This is a genomic window from Mixta sp. BE291 (assembly GCF_031457955.1).
Lineage (GTDB): Bacteria > Pseudomonadota > Gammaproteobacteria > Enterobacterales > Enterobacteriaceae > Mixta.
The window spans coordinates 806,986-825,466 of sequence record NZ_JAVDXN010000001.1; the positions used below are offsets into that span (position 1 = coordinate 806,986).

Sequence of the window (18,481 nt, forward strand, 5' to 3'; positions counted from 1 at the left end):
GGACGTGCGGATTATAATGTGTGCGAAATGAATTTCACTTACTTTCAGATCATATAATGATCTGGTGTAAGAAATAAATTAAACCGAGACAGCGAGAGCGATTATATTAAAAAGGGGAGAGTAACTATAAATGTATCTGGCATGCATTTCATCATGTGGGGCGAGAGGCACCAAAAACAGGCGCCCGTGCAGGCGCCTTGAGGATGATCAGGAAGCCGGTGCGTCCTGCGCAGTGCCCGCATCAGCAGGTACGTTTGTTTCGCTGTCGACGCCGGTACGTTTATAGACAATTTTTTGTGAATCGTTTTCACAATGCCCAACGACCTGACCACCTGCGGCCTCAGCCTGATCGTTAGGCACAATATCCAGCGTAAAACCCGATTCCGGCACGCCGTTATTGATGATTTTCTGACTAATATCCGCTTTTACCGACTCGCAAGAGGCCTGGGCCGCCAGCGGAGCAATAACCAACAGGGTGCTTAATATCCACTTCTTTGCGCTCATCACATCATCCTTTTGCAATAAAACCAGCGGTAACTATAGCAGTAAAGTACGATCAGGGCGCGACGGGGCGCCCGGTGCGTCGATCCAGGCAGCGCAAGGTATTGGCTTCCCAGTAGGCGTTCACGTTGTAACTCTTTTCACAGGCGTCGCGGGTATCAAAGGCGCGATCGGTTTTATCAAACTCTTTTTCCACACGGCTGTTTACTTTTTTACGCAGCATACGCGTATCATCCCACTGCTCTTTACCCTGACGCGCTTCTTCATTGCTGAGTGCATTATTGCCGTTTTCAATGATCAAACGCTCGGTGCGCGCCTGCGCCGCGCCAGACGACAGCGCCAGGGCGCTGAACAGCGTAAACGGCAGCAGGGCGAGAGCCAGACGTTTAGATAATGTTTGCATCATTGTTTCCTTCTCTATCATGGCGACCGGCCATCAGGTGACCCAGGTTTTAGTATATCATCGTCGGTCATTTACCCACCAGCGAGCCAGGCGCTTCGTTTAGCTTTGAGATTGTTTTTATGATTAAAACCACACTGCTGTTTTTTCTTACGGCGCTTGCCGAAATTATTGGCTGTTTTCTTCCCTGGCTGTGGTTAAAAAAAGGGGCTTCGGCGCTGTTGCTGATTCCGGCGGCGCTGAGTCTGGCGATGTTTGTCTGGCTGTTGACGCTGCATCCGGCCGCCAGCGGGCGCGTTTATGCCGCTTATGGCGGCGTCTACGTGGTCACGGCGCTGCTGTGGCTGCGTTGGGTGGATGGCGTGCGTTTAAGCTATACCGACTGGCTGGGCGCGGCGGTAGCTTTTTGCGGCATGCTGATTATTGTGGCGGGATGGGGCAAAGCGTAAAACAAAGGGAGCCAGGCTCCCTTTGCTATCATCAGGCCTCTTTCGCCACTTTCAGTCCGGCGGTGGTCTGGCTGACCGGCATCATCTCCAGCGTATTGATATTCACATGCGCAGGCAGCGTCGCGACCCAGTAAACCGCTTCGGTAACATCTTCCGGCGTCAGCGCAGTGGTTCCGGCATACACATTTTCCGCGCGGCTGTCGTCGCCTTTAAAGCGGACGTTGGAAAACTCGGTGCCGCCGACCAGGCCCGGCTCAATATCGGTCACGCGCAGCGCGGTGCCGTGGAGGTCGGTACGCAGATTCAGGCTGAACTGACGCACAAACGCTTTGGTCGCGCCGTAAACGTTGCCGCCCATATAAGGCCAGTTACCGGCAACCGATCCGAGGTTGATAACATGTCCGCGATTGCGCTCAACCATAGCAGGCAGCAGCGCACGGGTCATATAAACCAGCCCTTTGTTGTTGGTATCGATCATGGTTTCCCAGTCCTCGATACTGGCCTGATGCGCTGGCTCTACGCCCAACGCCAGCCCGGCGTTATTGACCAGAATATCGATCTGCTGCCACTCGGCAGGCAGCGTCGCCAGCGCCTCATCAATTGCCGCGCGGTTACGTACATCAAATTGCAGGGTATAGAGGTTTTCCCCCAGCTCCGTCTTGAGCGCTTCCAGGCGATCCTGACGACGTCCGGTGGCGATAACTTTATGTCCTGCCGCGATAAAACGACGGGCAATGGCCTGACCAAAACCGGCTGTCGCGCCGGTAACACAAATGATCATCTCACTGTTCCTCAACAAATTTTTCGGGTCGTTCACCATAACACTTCGTTCTGCTACTGCCCAGAGCCGGTTAATGCTGGAACGAAAAGCGGCGCGCGGCTGCGCCTGTACGCTCCGCCAAAGCGGGAGCAGGCAGGGTGATTGAGCGATGCGAAACGCTGGCGACATCGGTTAACTGCGCTTATGATTCTGACTTTACAGGCAAGGAACAGGAGAGTAAGGATATGCGGTTATCGGTGTTATTTTTGGCTATCGGTCTGGCGCTAAGCGGGGCCGCTCAGGCCGCTGACGCGACAGCTAACCACCATCAGGAGAAGACCATGTCCGGCGAACAGCAGAACCCCTTTAGCCAGCCCAGCACGCTGCCTTTTCAGGCGCCGCCTTTCGATCGCATCAAGGAGAGCAACTATCGTCCGGCAATTGAAGCGGGCATTCGGGAGCAACAGCAGGAAGTGGCGCGAATCGCCAACGATACCCAGCCGCCTGATTTTGAGAACACCTATGTGGCGCTGGAAAAAAGCGGCCTGCTGCTGAAGCGCGTGCTTAACGTATTCGGCGCCATGACCTCGGCCAATACCAGCGACGAACTGCAAAAAATCGATGAAGAGATGGCCCCGAAACTGGCGGCGCTGGACGATGAAATCCACCTTAACAGCAAACTCTTTGCGCGTCTCGACAGCGTTTACCAGCAGCGCGATAAGCTCCAGCTCGATGCCGAGTCACGTCGCCTGGTAGAGGTTATCTGGCAATCATTTCAACTGGCGGGCGCCAGCCTGAGCGATCAACAAAAAACCGAACTCAAAGCGCTGAACCAGGAAGCGGCCACGCTCAGCACCCAGTTCACCAATCGTCTGTTGGCGGCAACCAAAGCGGGCGGTCTGATCGTCAAAGATAAGGCCGCGCTGGCCGGATTAAGCGAAGGCGAAATTGCCGCCGCTTCTGAGGCAGCCGCGGCGCGCGGCCTGAAAAATCAATGGCTGCTGGCGCTGCAAAACACCACCCAGCAGCCGGAGCTGCAAAGCCTGTCAGATCGTCAGACGCGCGAAGCGCTGTTTAACGCCTCATGGCAGCGTGCGGAAAAAGGCGATGCCAATGATACGCGTCAGCTGATTACCCGTCTGGCGGCGGTCAGGGCGCAACAGGCGAAGCTGCTGGGCTTTGACAGCTATGCGGCATGGAAGCTACAGGATCAAATGGCGAAAACTCCGCAGGCGGCGCTCGATTTTATGCGCAATATCGTTCCGGCCGCCACGGCGCGCGCGCAACGCGAAGCAGCAGATATTCAGGCGGTGATCGACCAGCAGCAGGGCGACTTTAAGCTGGCTCCGTGGGACTGGAGCTTTTACGCCGAACAGGTGCGCCGCGCGAAATACGATCTCGATGAATCGCAAATCCGTCCCTATTTTGAGCTGAACAATGTGCTGGAGAACGGGGTATTTTATGCCGCTAACCAGCTCTACGGTCTGACCTTTAAACAGCGCAAAGATCTGCCGGTCTATCAGTCTGATGTGCGCGTCTATGAGGTGTTTGATAAGGATGGCAGTTCGCTGGCGCTGTTCTATATCGATTTCTTTAAGCGCGATAACAAAGGCGGCGGGGCGTGGATGAGTAACTTCGTCGACCAGTCCAGGCTGCTGGGCACCAAACCGGTGATTTATAACGTCGCCAACTTCAGCAAACCGGCCGCAGGACAGCCCGCGCTGCTGTCATGGGACGATGTGATCACCATGTTCCATGAGTTTGGTCATGCGCTGCACGGGATGTTTGCCGATCAGCACTATCCGAGCCTTTCCGGCACCGCCACGCCGCGTGATTTTGTTGAGTTTCCATCGCAGTTTAATGAGCACTGGGCCAGTGATGATAAGGTGTTTAAGCACTTTGCCCGTCACTATCAGAGCGGCGAGCCGATGCCGCAGGCGCTGCATGATAAAATCCTTAAGGCGGATAAGTTTAACAAAGGCTATGACATGACTGAGCTGCTGGCGGCGGCGCTGCTGGATATGCACTGGCACAGCCTCAGCGCCGGAGAACCTCAGCCGGACGTGGATGCTTTTGAACAGGCCGCGCTGGCGCAGGATAAGGTCAATCTGCCGCAGGTGCCGCCGCGCTATCGTTCCAGTTATTTCCAGCATATCTGGGGCAATGGCTACGCAGCGGGCTATTACGCCTATCTGTGGACCGAAATGCTGGCGGATGATGGCTTTACCTGGTTTAAAGAGCACGGCGGCCTGACGCGTGAAAATGGTCAGCGCTTCAGGGATATGATCTTGTCGCGTGGTAACAGCAGCGATCTTAAGCAGCTTTATCATGACTGGCGCGGTCACGATCCCGCAATCGAACCCATGCTGATTAACCGTGGTTTGCAGGACGCGCCTTAAACTGGCGTCTGACAAAGGATAAAAGGGCAGCGATGCCCTTTTTTTACCGAGGAAGTATGCACAACACAACAGTAAAAACAGGCGCTTAATGTACAATGACGTCCAGTCTTCAGGATAATTTAACAGGACGTACCCAATGCAAAAAACGTACTTATGGCGCTACGCACTGCTGACCGGCACCTTTTTGCTGTGGTCAGTGAACGCGCTGGCCAGTGAGGCCACCCTGACGCAAAAGCTGGCCGAACTGGAGAACTCCAACGGCGGGCGGCTCGGCGTGGCATGGATCGACGGCAGCCAGCGCTACGGTTACCGCGCTAACGAGCGTTTCCCCATGACCAGCACGTTTAAAACGTTGGCGGTATCGGCCATTCTGCATAAAAGCGTCAGCCAGCGCGGTTTGCTGGAAAGAAAGGTGATGATAAATAATGCGGACGCCGTTCCCTGGACGCCCGTCACCGGCAACTATATCGGCAAAGCCATGACCATCGCTGCGCTGTGCGCCGCCACCCTCGAATACAGCGATAACCTGGCTGCTAACTATCTTCTGCACGAGTTGGGCGGGCCGCAGGGCGTTACCGACTGGGCGCGTCAGCTGGGCGACCGGATAACCCGGCTCGATCGCTACGAACCCGCCCTGAACAGCGCGGTGCCGGGGAATATGCGTGACACCAGCACGCCCGCCGCCATGGCCGCTAACCTGCAGCAGCTGACGCTGGGCGACGCATTACCGCTACAGCAGCGCGAAATGTTTAACCACTGGTTAAAGCAAAACACCACCGGCGATGAAAGCATTCGTGCAGGCGTACCAGAAGGCTGGATCGTCGGTGATAAAACTGGTGCGGGCGATTATGGCACCACCAACGACCTGGCGGTGATCTGGCCCACCGACGGGCAGCCAAAGATATTAGCCATCTACTTCACACAGCCGCAGCAGAAAGCCCCCCATAATAAAGCGGTACTGGCTGCCGCCACGCGCGCGGTGATAGCTGAACTACCCTGATCCCCAACCGGGCATCACGCCCGGTGATTAAAATATCGAGCAGCCGAGCCGCTCAGAGAGCAGCTCCAGCGCTGCCGTGCCCGCCAGCGAGTTACCGGAGGCGTCAAGGCCCGGCGACCAGACCGCAATGGTCATCTCGCCGGGGATAATGGCAATGATGCCGCCGCCTACGCCCGATTTCGCTGGCATACCTACCCGCCAGGCAAATTCGCCTGCGCCGTCATACATACCGCTGGTGATCAGCAGGGCATTGATCTGACGCGTCTGGCGTACCGTCAGCACCGGCGTCGTCTCGCCCAGCGCACAGCCCTGATTGGCCAGATAAGAAAAACAGCGCGCCAGCTCCTGACAGCTCATCGCCAGTGAGCAGTAGTGAAAATAGGTTTGCAGCACGCCGGGCACTTCATTGGCAAAATTGCCGAAGGATTTCATCAGCCAGGCGATGGCAGCGTTACGTGCTGAATGATCGAACTCAGAGCGGGCAACATGGCGATCGTAGTTAATCGTCGGCTCATCGCACAGCTGACGCACCACCTCCAGCATTCTTTGACGCGGGGCAGTCAGACGGGTTTCCAGCATATCGCAAACCACCAGCGCGCCTGCGTTGATAAAAGGATTACGCGGTTTGCCACGTTCCAGCTCCAGCTGCACCAGCGAATTAAACGGTTGCCCGGAAGGCTCTTTGCCCACCCGCTGCCAGATCTCCTGCTCCTGATAGCGCGTATGCGCCAGCGTCAGCGATAACACTTTAGAAATCGATTGAATAGAGAAACGGACGTCCGCATCACCCGCCTGATACCGTTGACCGTCACGGGTAAGCACGGCGATACCCAGATGGTTCGGTGACACCTGCGCCAGCGCCGGAATGTAGTCAGCCACCTTTCCCTGACGCGTTAAAGGGCGCACCTGTTGTAAGATCTCTTCCAATAAAGCATTGCTGAGTTCAGCCAAGAAAATCGTCTCCGTTACGTTGTTTGCGCAGCATGATAGGGGTCAGTTTGGATATCGAAAAGCATTGTACGTTAAGGCTGTTTTATTACATCTATTACCGTTACTCATAACGTAGCGTCTCAATAATCAGGGAGAGGGCGGGTAGAAGCTGGCGCTCGCCAGAATAGAAGATATGAAACCCCCGCTGCGCAGGGCACCACGCGTCAAGCACCGTCTGCAGATGACCGCTCTCTAGCCAGGGACGTGCGAGTATTTCAGGGAGATAAGCCAGCCCATATCCTGCCAGCGCGGCATCAAGAGCCGCATAAACAGAATTAAAGAGCAGCGGGCCTTCAACACGGCACGTCAGATTAATACCCTCCTTCCTCAGTTCCCAGGCGTTGATCCCTTCTCTAAAAGAAAAACGGGTATTAATACATGCATGCTGGCTTAAATCATCAGGCGTCAGGGGACGCGGGTTGGCACTGAGATAAGCAGTCGACGCCACAATCACTATCTGCAAATCGGGAGAAATGGGCACGGACGACATGTTTTTGCCGATTTGATCTCCTGGTCTGATACCGGCATCAAAACGTTCGGCAACGATATCAGTCAGCGCCGGATCGTTGACGATTTCCAGTTTGAGATCGGGATATTTGCGCAACTCACCGGAAAGGCGGGGCCATACGAAAGCGTTAAAGGCAAAATCTGATGCCGTTACTCTGACGGTTCCAGCGATCTTGCTGCCTAACTCGCACAATGAGGCCAGCTCATCCGCGATAACTGCAAACCGGGGCGCTACGCGTTCGAGTAACCGTTCGCCCGCCTGGGTGGGAGAAACGCTGCGGGTGGTTCTGGTTAGCAAGCGCAACCCCAGTCGCGCTTCAAGCTGGCGGATCGTGTGGCTCAGCGCGGATTGTGAAACGCCCAGTTCCGCTGCCGCACGGGTAAAACTACGCGCGCGCGCAACGGTAATAAAAGCCACAATGTCCCGATAGATTTCATCAGCCATAAAATCTTACGCCTGTTGTTCCTGATAGCGCAGGGCTTCAACCATCAACGTCATGGCTCGTGTGTGCTGCCGCCGGTTGGGATAGTAAAGATGGAGGCCAGGCCAGTGCGGACACCATGTCTGAAGTACGGAAATCATCTGCCCCGAATCAATCTTTAGCAAATACCACTATTGCCACCAATAATTTTCGATATAAAAGCTGACTCCCGCTCGGAGGTTATTGGCGTGTCGTCAACCGTTTACTGGCTATTGGCTGTAAGAAGCGGAAAAGAGAGATATTCGCGGGCATAGCGATCACGGTAGCAAATGGCAGAAGCGCCTGCATAACCGGCAGGCGCTTTGGATGACATCAGGACGGAATGATGCGGTTAGCTTTCAGTTTATCGAATAGCGTAAAGAAGGCATCACGCGTGCTGCGATAGCCGGTAAAGCCCGCCTTGCGGCTTTTGCTGATATCGGTAAACACTTCCATCGGGCGGCCAAGATCGGCATCAGTATGCCACCAGGAAGCCAGACGGTTAATATCCGCCTCGCGCAGCTGATATTTTTCAGCGATTTTTTCCCAGTCGTGATCGGCGTTCAGCATACGGCCTTCCAGCGGCTGCATATCACCAGGGAATGGGGCGGCCTGTATACCAAAGTAATCGGCGATTTGCTCCCACATCCATTTCCAGCGGAACACATCACCGTTCACCACGTTGAAATCTTCATTCTGTGCCGCCGGTGAGGTTGCGGCCCATTCCAGCTGCTCGGCCAGCAGGCTGGCATCGGTCATATCGGTTACGCCATTCCACTGCGCTTCGGAGCCAGGGAAAATAAACGGCATACCGGTCTCTTTACACAGGGTGGCGTAGACGGCCAGCGTCTGACCCATATTCATGGCGTTGCCCAGCGCATAGCCGATAACCGTATGCGGACGATGCACGCTCCAGGTACAGCCATATTTCTCTGCGGCGGCAAACAGCTCATCTTCCTGCGCATAGTAGAAGTTATCTACCGGCTGACGTCCCTGTTCTTCGCGGAACGGGGTCATCGGCACGCTGCCTTTACCGTAGGCGTCAAACGGGCCAAGGTAATGCTTCAGGCCGGTAACCAGCGCGACATGGCTGCCTTTCAGACGCTCGCCCATCGCTTCCAGCACATTGCGCACCATCGCGCCATTAACGCGAATGTTCTCTTTTTCATTGGCTTGACGCGCCCAGACGCTAAAGAACAGGCTGTCGAAATGCAGATCTTTCAGCGCGGCGTTAACGGATTCTTCAGAGGTCAGATCGGCGGTCAGGGAGTGACAACCTTCCGGCACCGGCGAGCGTCCACGCGACAGGCCATAAACCTGCCAGCCATCTGCCTGTAATTTTTCTGACAGCGCACTGCCGACCACGCCGCTTACACCTACGATTAATGCTTTCTTATTCATTACGCCTCCTGTAACAGATAGTGATAAGCATAGTGCGGAATTAATTTCATATCTGAGGTATAAATTCACAAGATTTGAGAACAGGATTCATGAATTATGATCGGGATTGATTTGCTTAAAGGCATTATGCCGTTTGTCGCCACGGTAGAAGCAGGGAGTTTCAGTGCGGCCGCCGAGCGGCTGAATCTCACCAGTTCGGCAGTCAGTAAAAGTATAGCCAGGCTGGAACAGCGCCTGGGATCGCGGTTGTTTGAACGTACCACCCGCAGCTTGCGCCTGACTGACGCCGGGGAAGCCTATTATCAAACCTGTCAACGCGTGGTGAATGAACTCAGCGAAGCGGAAACGGTGCTGGCGGCACAGCGTACCCATGCGGTAGGCAGACTACGCGTTGCAGTGCCGCTGACTTTTGGGCGTACGCACGTTATGCCACTGATTAATCACTTTTGCCGCGATTATCCCGATCTGCAGATCAATATGACGTTTGCCGACCGCTTTGTTGATCTGTTTGAAGAGAATATCGATGTTGCGGTGCGTATCGGCGGACCGGCGGATCATCCTGCCTCGCTGGGCGTCCGTCATTTGGGCAACGAACAGCTGGTGTTTTGCGCCTCCCACGACTATCTGCAACGCTACGGGACACCGCAGAGTTTTGAAACGCTACAACAGCATCGCGCTATCGCCTATGAACGGGTTGACGGCACCACCACGCCGTGGCGCTTTCTGGCCGCCGACGGGCGTATCGCCAGCCGTACGGTGAATTCTGTGCTGGCCTTTGGCGACAGTGAAGCGCAGCTGAGCGCGGTCAGCGCCGGTTTGGGTATCGCGCAGATGGCAACCTGGCTGATTCGCGACGCCGAGCAGGCGGGCAGGGTGAAGGTTATCCTGCCGCAGCTGACGCTGGATGGCCTGCCGCTCTGGCTGGTGTGGCCGCGTAAGAAACAGCTGTTGCCGAAGGTGGATGCGTTACTGAAGACGTTTCATCATCTGGCAATTCGTTAGCAACCCGCCGCAATAAAATCGCCGTTAGGGCTGACCGGCACAACCGTAAGAAACAGAACCAGGGCAAAAAGCATCAGCAGTACGCCAGCGGCAATTCTTACTAACGCAATGATGCTGGTGGTTGCGGTGGGCGAGTCGCGTAGCCAGATAGCGGCGACGGTATCACGTAAACGGCTGACCGCGATGGCAAGCAATAACAATGACAGACCGGTGCCTAATGCCATGGTCATCACAGCCAGCATGCCCCATGTCACAATACCAATAGCGTTAGAGAACAATAAAACGGTAATCGCGCCGCTGCAGGGACGTAAACCAATGGCCGCGATCACGCCAAGCAGCTCTTTCCAGTTGGTGGGCTGAACCAGCGGAATATGATGGTGGCCGCAGCCGCATTGCGCATCATGCACAGAATAAGGATGGCTTACCGCATCGACAGAACGGGGTGCTAAGGACCAGGGTCGCGTCACCGCATCGGCAGAAGCCTGCATAGCAATTGGCGCAGCGGCTGGTGGCTGCGTTACGGGCGTCGCTTTGCGGGTGGCGAACGGAAAAGCACGTAGCCCGCGCAGCAACATCCAGCCGCCAAACGCGGCAATCAACAGCGCGCTGGCTTTTTCCATCACCCAGCGACTCAGGCTCAAATCGCCGGAAACCAGATTAAATCCCACCGCCAGAACAAACAAGAACAGAATGGCGCTCAGCCCCTGAACCAGACTGCCAACCAGCGGCACCGCCCGTAGCACAGGAGACGCTTGCTGCTGCTGCGTGCTTAGCCAGGTTGTAACAACGAACTTGCCGTGTCCGGGGCCAACCGCATGCAAGACGCCATACAGAAAGGTAAAGAACAGCAGCCACAGCCCACCGCTGTATTGACCGTTATTGATTTGCAGCAGGTGCAGCACCAGATAACGATGCAGGGTAATCTGCGTCGCCAGGCTCCATGCCAGAAACGCATCCCAGTTCCACCAACAAACCAGTGCCAGCAGCGTTAACAGCGTAACGATAACGATCAGGCTTCGCCTGCCAGAGGTGAGGGTACGGATCAGCATAAGATATCCAGATTAAGAAAAATCTTTTTCAGTATATACCCGAATTATTTCGGTAAGCATACAGCCGATCGCGCGCCAGGTTCTTCATTTTCACTTCGCACATAATATCAAAATCAGTAAACGATAATGCCCAGTCGTTTAACGTATTGTTGAAATAATAATCGGAATGCGAGCGAAATTTCATTTTTGATAAACCTAATACGGTTTGATCCGGAAAACCCTGCTCAGGAATTAACCCTTCCTGCGATATTGAATAATGCAAAACCGGTCGCACGCCGCGCCATGATTCTTTTATTTCATCAATACGCGCATCGTCAGGTTGAATAAATTCATTTTCTTTCACCCAGTGGTGATGAATATCTAACACAATCGGGCAGAGCGCTTTTGCCTGTAACACATCATCGAGCGAACAGGAAACCTCATCATTTTCGACCGTCAGCATCAGCCTGGCTTCCGGGCTAAGTTTACCGAAGGCGTCTTTAAAACCGGCAAATCCCTTTCTGCCGTTCATATGGATATTGATTTTAAAATCCTGAAACTCGCGGCCATATCCCATCAACGTTGCACAAAGCGCATGATATTCAACATCTTCCAGAGCACGCATGACTACAGATTCATCTTCTGATGCCAGCACGGAATATTGTCCCGGATGAAAAGAGAGGCGGATATTATGGGCTTTAGCAAACTCGCCGCACTTAATAAACAGCGGCGTAAGATCGGGAAGAAACGCATTATACAGAATGGTGGCTTCAGGAACGGTATATAACGGCAATAGATCGCTACCAATACGCATCATGCGTAAGTCTTCAGGCAGCTGGGCCAGCTGTTCCAGCGTGTGAAACAGATTAACCAGATTATTTTTGGCTAATTCATAAATCAGATGCGTTCTTTCTTCATTATTCAGGCTGAGAAAACGCTTTCTGGTGGTGGCTTTGAACGGAAAGGGCTGTTTTAAATCAGCGTTAAGATATTTGCAAGCAAAGCCTAATTTCATAATTTCTCCTGAGTAGCATACCTACCTAAGTGTAACAGTTAACGGAGAAATGGCTAAAAATGGCTAAAAAAGTAGCACCTTCACGTACCACCGTTTCGTGGACCCCGGCATCGCTTTTTAACGCCGCGCCTTCGCCGCATTGCATAACCCGTAAACCGGCCTCAGACGGGGCGACAATTCGATACTGCCGACAGCGATAAGCGTTAATTGATAGCGCTGCGGACATGATTACTTTATTAAATGCCACTTTTGTACCACAGGAGCAAATTCATGCATACAGCGCAGCAAGACTACCGCAGATCAATGGGAAATCACGAGAGATGGAACCAGGCAAAACAGCAAGGGCAAAAAGAACAGGATGAAGTCGTCCAACGCCTTGCCGCCCAGCCCGGTGCCCATGCAGGAAATATACACAGGCAGCGTCTGGCAAATGCAATGATACAAACGCTTTCGGTACTCAGCGCCGTGCGGAACACGCCTGTTGGGCCTGCTATCACGCCAGCCAGAGCAGAAGCGTTGCAAATTCAGCAAAGAATAGATTTAGCCGATAGCCTTAGGGTAGATCAGGCGATTCGACGGGAATTGATGCGGTCAGCCGCACGGCGTTCAGGAGAAAACTGGGCCAGCGCGACAAAGCAACGCGGAGAGGCTGGTGAGGCAGCCGGGACGACTCATCACCAACCGCTGACCGATTCGGATCAACCTGTCATCCTTTCCGCTCCGGCAGCGCATTTTGAGTCTGATGATAATAAACCTGCTTCTTCTCTGCATCCTGACGCCACCTGTTCAGACAACGTTAACATTTATAGTCCGCTAAGTTCGCTGCAAAATGCCATTAACGTTGCTGAAGGATTTTTGCGCCGTTATGACCCATTAACATTTCCTGTCGCGGAAGCGGCTGCTCTAAACAATGGCATGTATATCGGTATCGAAAATGGTGTACAGTTCATGATTAAAGATGATGATGGTGACATTGTTGAGCTGAGCAAAAACTATTACTACGTAGAGAAGGAGGCTGGCAAAAAATTTATTGATAAGGGTAAGGAGGCGTTAAGGGAATTTTATGATAATTATAATGACATTACGCCGGATTTAAAAAGCTTTGCCAGTTATACCCTCCGGGAAAGGATAAAAGAGCGGTTTCATTTGGATGTCAACCCCGACAAACTTGACTTCATTCGTTTCGAAGCGGTTTTATATGATGGTGATAAAGAGATTCAATATACACCTCGTGTAAAGAAATCCTTAACAGAATTCTTGTTTACTAATTTTGATGTAAGAACCCAGAATGATTTGGTTGATGTAGACGCGATGTGTGGCATTTATAATACTACAATCAAGGAAAATGATAAATATGAAGCCAACAAAGCAATAAAAATCAAACCGAGTGAGTTCATTGATTTAGTGTGGGACATCGACTTTTACAAATTTGCCAAAGAAAAAATAGAGAAGTCGCTGGATGAGAATAGAAACATCCATATAAAAAAATACTTTATCGACGCGATTAGCGATATCAACCTTAGTAGTATTGACAATCTTGCTGCAAAGGATGTTCTGAACGGCATCGGCGTATTGAATGATACCAACGTAACCGGAACGCTTTTTGATATCGATGGATACCAGGCATCCAACGCGTTTGTTTTTCGTAATGAAGCTAATGGGCGCGTAACGCTTTACTTCCCGCAAAGTGATTTTAAGTTTATATCATTTCGCGGCGATTTTGAAATGCGAGTCTGGGTGACTAATGCCTGTGCCACTCTGGAACACAGAAATATGATCGCGTCTCACTTTACAATAGCTAACAGACAAGACGGGGCGTTTTACTATGGTATCGATGCATGGCTCAACGCAATCAATCAGGACAATAAGTATTATGATAAAATTGCCATGAAACCATCGTCCGTACCGCCTGAAACATTCTTTATCTATCTGCATGATAAAATAAGAGAAAAAACCCTTTCAGATCTTGACTCGCTAATCAAGTCAGATGATGAGGTTAAACGGGATATGTGGGAAGAGATGATAGATGCTTCTAATATTATTCCTAATCCAGTGTCTCCTTTTTTGTCGCTGGGAATTCATCTTGAACATGCGATTGACGCCGATACCTACCAGGAAAAGTCAGCCGAATGGCAAAAAATTAAATATGACGTGATTAACCTGATAGCAATGGCCCTTATGGATAAAGCAATAAAGTTCCCGGATAGTGAAGGGTATGACTTTATTAATAAAGTGAAATCCGGAATTGAGAGTGAGCATCTGGCGTATAAAGAGTCGTTTAATGAAGAAGAATTCAATGCTCTCGCAGACGAAACAGCACAGGAAGAAGACTATGATAAAGAGCAGGATTGCTATCGGGTAAAAAGAGGCGCTACTTTTGGTAAACTATGTTCAGATGGCCCTGATGAAGTTGTGGGTCATAACGAGATGAAAATACCCAATGATTTTGAGCCTGTTGATATTCAAACCTGGCCTGACCACTCCCATCTGAAATTTGTCCCAAAATCCAGAAGAATAGCTGCTAGTTGGGTGCTAAATAAAGATGAAATGATAGTTTACCGTCAGGATAACCGCTCTTTAGAAGAGATAGTAGCCGCTGGCGGCTTTTACCCCAGAACAGAAACAATAGGGACGATTGAAGATCATATGCTAGGTTCAAGAAAAGAGTATTCTTATGTTTCTACGTCTGTGAACAGACTAAATGGGGGATCATATGGAAATTATGAATACGCTATTATTTTAAAGCGGGGACAGGCGGTCGATATGTCAAATAGCCTTAATAAATATTATGGCAGGAATGATCCAATTCGGGAGTTTGCCGTTCCAGGAATAATAAGCCCGGACCAAATAGTCGGCTGGCGTAAGTGGAAGTAACACAGATGGCCCGATGGTGAATTGTTCAGCTGATATCAATAGCGTAGTGGTATCAGCAAAAAACCGCGCAGAAATCACCTGCGCGGTTTACAGGAAAATGAATTACCACCCTTTAATGATATCGCCCTTATAAAGTTCATTGGCTTTGTCCAGCACTTCCTGTGACTGGAAGGCCTCTTTCAGCTTCTGAACGTTCGCGCTGTCTTTGTTATCTTCACGCGCGACGATGGCGTTCACATAAGGAGAGGCTTTGCCTTCCATAAACATGCCGTCGCGTGAGGCAGAAAGATTCACCAGCGCGGCAAAGTTGTTGTTGATAATAGAAACGTAAACCTGCGGATCGTCCAGGGTGCGCGCCAGCTGCGGCGTATCCACCTCAACAAACTTGATATTTTTCGGGTTAGAAGTGATATCCAGCGTGGTCGGCAGCAGACCCGCTTCAGGCTTAACGGTGATTACTCCTTGTGCCTGCAACAGCAGCAGGCTGCGGCCCAGCGTTGTGGACTCATTTGAGATGGTGATGGTTGCGCCATCCGGCAGCTCTTTTAATGATTTAATCTTGCGCGAATAGCCCGCAATAGGGAAAACAAAGGTATTAGTCACGACCGCAAAACGGTAGCCACGCTCTTTCGACTGCATTTCAAGATATGGCAGGCTTTGGAAAGCGTTAGCATCCACATCTTTGTTAAACAGCGCTTCGTTTGGCTGCACGTAATCGTTAAAGGCCACTACATCGACATCGAGCTTATATTTATCGTGAGCGACCTGCTTAACGGTTTCCCATAGTTGCTGATCGGGCCCGGTGTTGATCGCGACTTTGATTTTATCTTCGCTGTCTTTATCACAGCCGCTGAGCAGCGTAACGGATGCAGCAAGCAAGACCGTGAGCAGTGTTTTTTTCATTCTGTCGTTCCCTTATAAGTGTTAGAAAAACACTATAATATACATCCAGACGTCTGTACATCCATAAGCGATGCGTTAGTTGAAAATTCCAGCGCCCCGGCGCTTTTGCTGGCAGCGCAGAAACGAGCCTAATGAGCTGGCTGTCGGGTTGAAACCACAGCACAGCATTCCGCATTTCGGCAAGATAAAACACGATGAAAAAGAAATGTAGCTAATTCTTAAAGTAGAAAATTTATTCTTTCGTTAATATTAACCCTGCAGAATGAAATAGGCGGATTTTGAAAGGAACCAGAGATTATTACTTATATAATATAACGTCATTTATCCTTGCTGTTTTTTTTGAAATGGAGATCATCATGCCTAATGTAAATAATTCAAACCTCGCGCTTTATTTAAAATCGCATCTGTTTAACAGTGCTGCTTCAGCAACCATACTGGCCGAGAAAAACCCCACGACTGATAACATTGCTTTTGCTCAACGATTATTGAGATTAAAAAACTCAGTTAACAATCCTAAATTGAGTCAGGTAATTTCTTATGATCACCGAGAAATGAAACGCTCGGAAAAATACGCAGAATTGTTTTCAAGAGTTTGTCAAATAGATTTCGATCAATTGAATAAATATTCAGATGGGCCGGATAAAAGCAATAACTATACCAGCGTTAAGGGGCTGGAAAGGTACGGTGATATAAAAACAGCCATAGCCACGCAAGTTAAGTTAAAAAACGGAACAGGCATGCCTGCAAACCAGATTAAGGTTGATGGTAAAGAGATTGCGATACGTTGTCAGTTCCCGAAGCAGGCTTACCTTGAGCAACATTTCAAAATGTTGATGGAGCAAAAGCCTGCAGTTATAGTTGTATTATCCTCTGAGGAAGATATCGCAAAAAAAAATCTCCCTGAATACTTTCGTGAAGGTATGCAAAAAAGTTATGGAGACATTACAGTAAATTGCCGTAGCAAGGTGAATAAAAACGCTAAAAAAAATGTCGAAACAAAGTTGGGTCGTCTGTTATTAAATCATCACCGAATGAATATTTCTGATAAAACCAATAAATCGGATTTCTCTGTTATCCATGTAACAAACTGGAAGGACAGAGAAACCATCACCTCAAATGAATTAAAAAAATTAGCTGACTTTGTTAAAAACAAAGTAGAAAGTGAATGTGATAAAGATCCTTCTCGTGCCAAACAACCACTCATTCATTGTAACGCAGGGATAGGGCGAACAGGCATGCTTACAGGTGCATTACTATTAATGGACAAAGATAATAACAAAAGCGCACGGGAAGTTGTTCAGGGGATGCGGGCTACGGGCAGTGCCAGGATGGTACAAACGTTGGAACAATATAAAACATTAGTGCAATTAGAGGAATTGTTGAAGTCAGATAGTTAACGATTGGCGCCCGGTGCAACGAAAATACGTCAAGGGGCTACACGCACGTGTTATCAGTGTGACGTGGCTTCCGCCAGAGCAACAGTAAACCGGGCTGGGTCGCATCAAACTCATACCTACAGCAAAAGGCCAGCGATCTTTTCTTTGGCCTTTTCTGGTTGGCTTAGCATCTATTTTACTGATGCTGGACGCATATCTATTTCCGAAGAATGGAACGAGATAACAGTGATGGCGTACTGAATGGTATTGCCAAAGGACAATCACTGGCTATTTTTTTCCATCAGGTCGATCATCGCTCCGCTGTGAGCATCGACATTACGGATGTAGCGCATTAGCGTTTCCGGCTTCTTCCAGGTGCCTTCCTGCATAATCTGCGCCACCGCATAACCTTGCTTTGCCATATCCTGAGCGGCGCCAACGCGGGCACTATGTCCGCTCCAGCCGCGATAACGGTTCTTGTTGCCTTTGGGTTGACCGCGGCCAGTTTCCCGCCAGGCATGAATAAAAATAGCTTCCAGCGCTGGCGTGCTTAACGGGCGGTTTGTGGTTATCAATGCTTTATTGGCGCGATGTACCGGGCAGAAGAGAAAAGCGTCCGGTTCAGTAGCAAGTCCGGCAAGCGTAATCCATTCGGTAAGGCGTTGCGAAGACAATGTACTCAGCGCTTTGATCAGTCCGCCAGTTTGCACAATGGTTTTGGTCCAGGCGACATCCAGAATAATACGGCCATCTTCGGCGCGAGTGATATCGCTTACCCGCAGGCGAGCCAGTTCGCTGACGCGTAATAACGTGCTGTAGGCCACATGCAAAAACGCCAGATTACGCGCTTCCTTTAACTGTACGGAATTTTGCCAGCGCATATCCAACGTCTGTAAGTCTGATAAACAGAAAGGAATGGCCTGACCGGTGCGTTCGCCCGATACCACGGCGACGCGGTTGATTTTCTTTATCGCACGAAACACGGCGGGCGAGGTATTTGGCGGCAGCAGTCCGGCGTTACGATGCAGCATGGAAATAAGCGATGCGTGGGTAGCGATAGTCGAAGATGCGCGGCCGCGCGCCTGCAAAAATGTCAGATAGTCGCGTAGATCTTCAGGCGACATAGGTAAAAAGCCGCGACCGTTGTCGGCAGCCCACTGGTGGCAAATACGCATTACGCTTAGCAGCTGCCGCCAGGTATTTGGTGAGAAAGCTTCCCGATCCTGGACGAAGGCGCGCAGCTGTTCAGCGATATTATCGTCAGCGATTAAGGCAGGTAATTGCGCGTCATGTTGAACAATTTTTGTCATTTTAGCTCAGTAAATATCCAAACTGGAGTTGATCGCGCTACGTGAAATCTGCGAAATCAGCAGGGCTGTTATCCTACAGAATTCACGTAGCGACACCAAAAAAAG

General features: G+C 50.9%; 16 protein-coding genes. 6 read left to right on the top strand and 10 right to left on the bottom strand.

The window, feature by feature from the left end:
• Positions 1-207: 207 nt before the first annotated feature.
• Together J2X14_RS03875 and J2X14_RS03880 are read right to left on the bottom strand one after the other, a co-directional pair.
• The gene (locus tag J2X14_RS03875; protein ID WP_352409874.1) at positions 208-504 is read right to left on the bottom strand and encodes a DUF1161 domain-containing protein; all 297 of its coding nucleotides are present in this window, start codon (positions 502-504) and stop codon (positions 208-210) included.
• A gap of 52 nt (positions 505-556) precedes the next feature.
• Positions 557-904, bottom strand: coding sequence for a DUF1283 family protein (locus tag J2X14_RS03880; protein WP_352410138.1), 348 nt, complete (start codon positions 902-904; stop codon positions 557-559).
• 119 nt (positions 905-1,023) lie between these two features.
• Between J2X14_RS03880 and J2X14_RS03885 the strand changes: the two genes are divergently transcribed.
• Positions 1,024-1,350 (top strand): YnfA family protein, encoded by a 327-nt coding sequence (locus tag J2X14_RS03885; protein WP_352409875.1) that lies wholly within the window; start codon positions 1,024-1,026, stop codon positions 1,348-1,350.
• Positions 1,351-1,381: 31 nt separating this feature from the next.
• On the opposite strand, the gene ydfG is transcribed toward J2X14_RS03885, so the two are convergent.
• Positions 1,382-2,131 (bottom strand): bifunctional NADP-dependent 3-hydroxy acid dehydrogenase/3-hydroxypropionate dehydrogenase YdfG, encoded by a 750-nt coding sequence (gene ydfG / locus J2X14_RS03890; protein WP_352409876.1) that lies wholly within the window; start codon positions 2,129-2,131, stop codon positions 1,382-1,384.
• A gap of 224 nt (positions 2,132-2,355) precedes the next feature.
• Between ydfG and dcp the strand changes: the two genes are divergently transcribed.
• Together dcp and bla are read left to right on the top strand one after the other, a co-directional pair.
• Positions 2,356-4,509: a peptidyl-dipeptidase Dcp gene (gene dcp / locus J2X14_RS03895; protein ID WP_352410139.1), complete on the top strand. Its 2,154-nt coding sequence runs from the start codon at positions 2,356-2,358 to the stop codon at positions 4,507-4,509.
• Between the two features lie 136 nt (positions 4,510-4,645).
• On the top strand, positions 4,646-5,509 hold the full coding sequence (bla, locus tag J2X14_RS03900) for a class A beta-lactamase (RefSeq protein ID WP_352409877.1): 864 nt from the start codon (positions 4,646-4,648) through the stop codon (positions 5,507-5,509).
• 27 nt (positions 5,510-5,536) lie between these two features.
• On the opposite strand, the gene glsB is transcribed toward bla, so the two are convergent.
• From glsB to J2X14_RS03920, 3 genes are all read right to left on the bottom strand, one after another.
• Positions 5,537-6,460 carry a glutaminase B gene (glsB, locus tag J2X14_RS03905; RefSeq protein ID WP_352409878.1) on the bottom strand — a complete coding sequence of 308 codons (924 nt, stop codon included), beginning with the start codon at positions 6,458-6,460 and terminating at the stop codon, positions 5,537-5,539.
• A 100-nt stretch (positions 6,461-6,560) separates the two neighbouring features.
• On the bottom strand, positions 6,561-7,451 hold the full coding sequence (locus tag J2X14_RS03910) for a LysR family transcriptional regulator (RefSeq protein WP_352409879.1): 891 nt from the start codon (positions 7,449-7,451) through the stop codon (positions 6,561-6,563).
• 349 nt (positions 7,452-7,800) lie between these two features.
• On the bottom strand, positions 7,801-8,868 hold the full coding sequence (locus J2X14_RS03920; RefSeq protein WP_352409880.1) for an SDR family oxidoreductase: 1,068 nt from the start codon (positions 8,866-8,868) through the stop codon (positions 7,801-7,803).
• Between the two features lie 93 nt (positions 8,869-8,961).
• Between J2X14_RS03920 and J2X14_RS03925 the strand changes: the two genes are divergently transcribed.
• A complete protein-coding gene (locus tag J2X14_RS03925; RefSeq protein ID WP_502889964.1) occupies positions 8,962-9,870 on the top strand; it encodes a LysR family transcriptional regulator in 909 nt (302 codons plus the stop codon).
• On the opposite strand, the gene J2X14_RS03930 is transcribed toward J2X14_RS03925, so the two are convergent.
• Both J2X14_RS03930 and J2X14_RS03935 read right to left on the bottom strand, forming a co-directional pair.
• Complete coding sequence (locus J2X14_RS03930; protein ID WP_352409882.1) at positions 9,867-10,919, bottom strand: nickel/cobalt transporter; 1,053 nt, start codon at positions 10,917-10,919, stop codon at positions 9,867-9,869. The genes J2X14_RS03925 and J2X14_RS03930 overlap by 4 nt on opposite strands.
• 28 nt (positions 10,920-10,947) lie before the next feature.
• A complete protein-coding gene (locus J2X14_RS03935) occupies positions 10,948-11,913 on the bottom strand; it encodes an apurinic/apyrimidinic endonuclease family protein (RefSeq protein WP_352409883.1) in 966 nt (321 codons plus the stop codon).
• 270 nt (positions 11,914-12,183) lie between these two features.
• On the opposite strand from J2X14_RS03935, the gene J2X14_RS03940 reads away from it, so the two are divergent.
• Positions 12,184-14,787: a dermonecrotic toxin domain-containing protein gene (locus J2X14_RS03940; RefSeq protein ID WP_352409884.1), complete on the top strand. Its 2,604-nt coding sequence runs from the start codon at positions 12,184-12,186 to the stop codon at positions 14,785-14,787.
• A gap of 102 nt (positions 14,788-14,889) precedes the next feature.
• Here the strand turns inward: J2X14_RS03940 and J2X14_RS03945 are convergent, their stop codons facing one another.
• Positions 14,890-15,690, bottom strand: a complete 801-nt coding sequence (locus J2X14_RS03945) for a MetQ/NlpA family ABC transporter substrate-binding protein (RefSeq protein ID WP_352409885.1) — start codon at positions 15,688-15,690, stop codon at positions 14,890-14,892.
• A gap of 356 nt (positions 15,691-16,046) precedes the next feature.
• Here J2X14_RS03945 and J2X14_RS03950 point away from each other — a divergent pair, with 356 nt between their 5' ends.
• Positions 16,047-17,087 (top strand): protein-tyrosine phosphatase family protein, encoded by a 1,041-nt coding sequence (locus J2X14_RS03950; RefSeq protein ID WP_352409886.1) that lies wholly within the window; start codon positions 16,047-16,049, stop codon positions 17,085-17,087.
• 260 nt (positions 17,088-17,347) lie between these two features.
• On the opposite strand, the gene J2X14_RS03955 is transcribed toward J2X14_RS03950, so the two are convergent.
• The gene (locus J2X14_RS03955) at positions 17,348-18,376 is read right to left on the bottom strand and encodes a tyrosine-type recombinase/integrase (RefSeq protein WP_352409887.1); all 1,029 of its coding nucleotides are present in this window, start codon (positions 18,374-18,376) and stop codon (positions 17,348-17,350) included.
• Positions 18,377-18,481 lie beyond the last annotated feature (105 nt).

Coding starts and splice junctions, on each gene's coding strand:
- J2X14_RS03920 (WP_352409880.1), bottom strand. CDS start 8,868: ATGAATAAGAAAGCATTAATCGTAGGTGTAAGCGGCGTGGTCGGCAGT.
- J2X14_RS03955 (WP_352409887.1), bottom strand. CDS start 18,376: ATGACAAAAATTGTTCAACATGACGCGCAATTACCTGCCTTAATCGCT.
- J2X14_RS03935 (WP_352409883.1), bottom strand. CDS start 11,913: ATGAAATTAGGCTTTGCTTGCAAATATCTTAACGCTGATTTAAAACAG.
- J2X14_RS03910 (WP_352409879.1), bottom strand. CDS start 7,451: ATGGCTGATGAAATCTATCGGGACATTGTGGCTTTTATTACCGTTGCG.
- J2X14_RS03945 (WP_352409885.1), bottom strand. CDS start 15,690: ATGAAAAAAACACTGCTCACGGTCTTGCTTGCTGCATCCGTTACGCTG.
- J2X14_RS03885 (WP_352409875.1), top strand. CDS start 1,024: ATGATTAAAACCACACTGCTGTTTTTTCTTACGGCGCTTGCCGAAATT.
- J2X14_RS03880 (WP_352410138.1), bottom strand. CDS start 904: ATGCAAACATTATCTAAACGTCTGGCTCTCGCCCTGCTGCCGTTTACG.
- J2X14_RS03940 (WP_352409884.1), top strand. CDS start 12,184: ATGCATACAGCGCAGCAAGACTACCGCAGATCAATGGGAAATCACGAG.
- J2X14_RS03930 (WP_352409882.1), bottom strand. CDS start 10,919: ATGCTGATCCGTACCCTCACCTCTGGCAGGCGAAGCCTGATCGTTATC.
- J2X14_RS03950 (WP_352409886.1), top strand. CDS start 16,047: ATGCCTAATGTAAATAATTCAAACCTCGCGCTTTATTTAAAATCGCAT.
- dcp (WP_352410139.1), top strand. CDS start 2,356: ATGCGGTTATCGGTGTTATTTTTGGCTATCGGTCTGGCGCTAAGCGGG.
- bla (WP_352409877.1), top strand. CDS start 4,646: ATGCAAAAAACGTACTTATGGCGCTACGCACTGCTGACCGGCACCTTT.
- J2X14_RS03875 (WP_352409874.1), bottom strand. CDS start 504: ATGAGCGCAAAGAAGTGGATATTAAGCACCCTGTTGGTTATTGCTCCG.
- ydfG (WP_352409876.1), bottom strand. CDS start 2,131: ATGATCATTTGTGTTACCGGCGCGACAGCCGGTTTTGGTCAGGCCATT.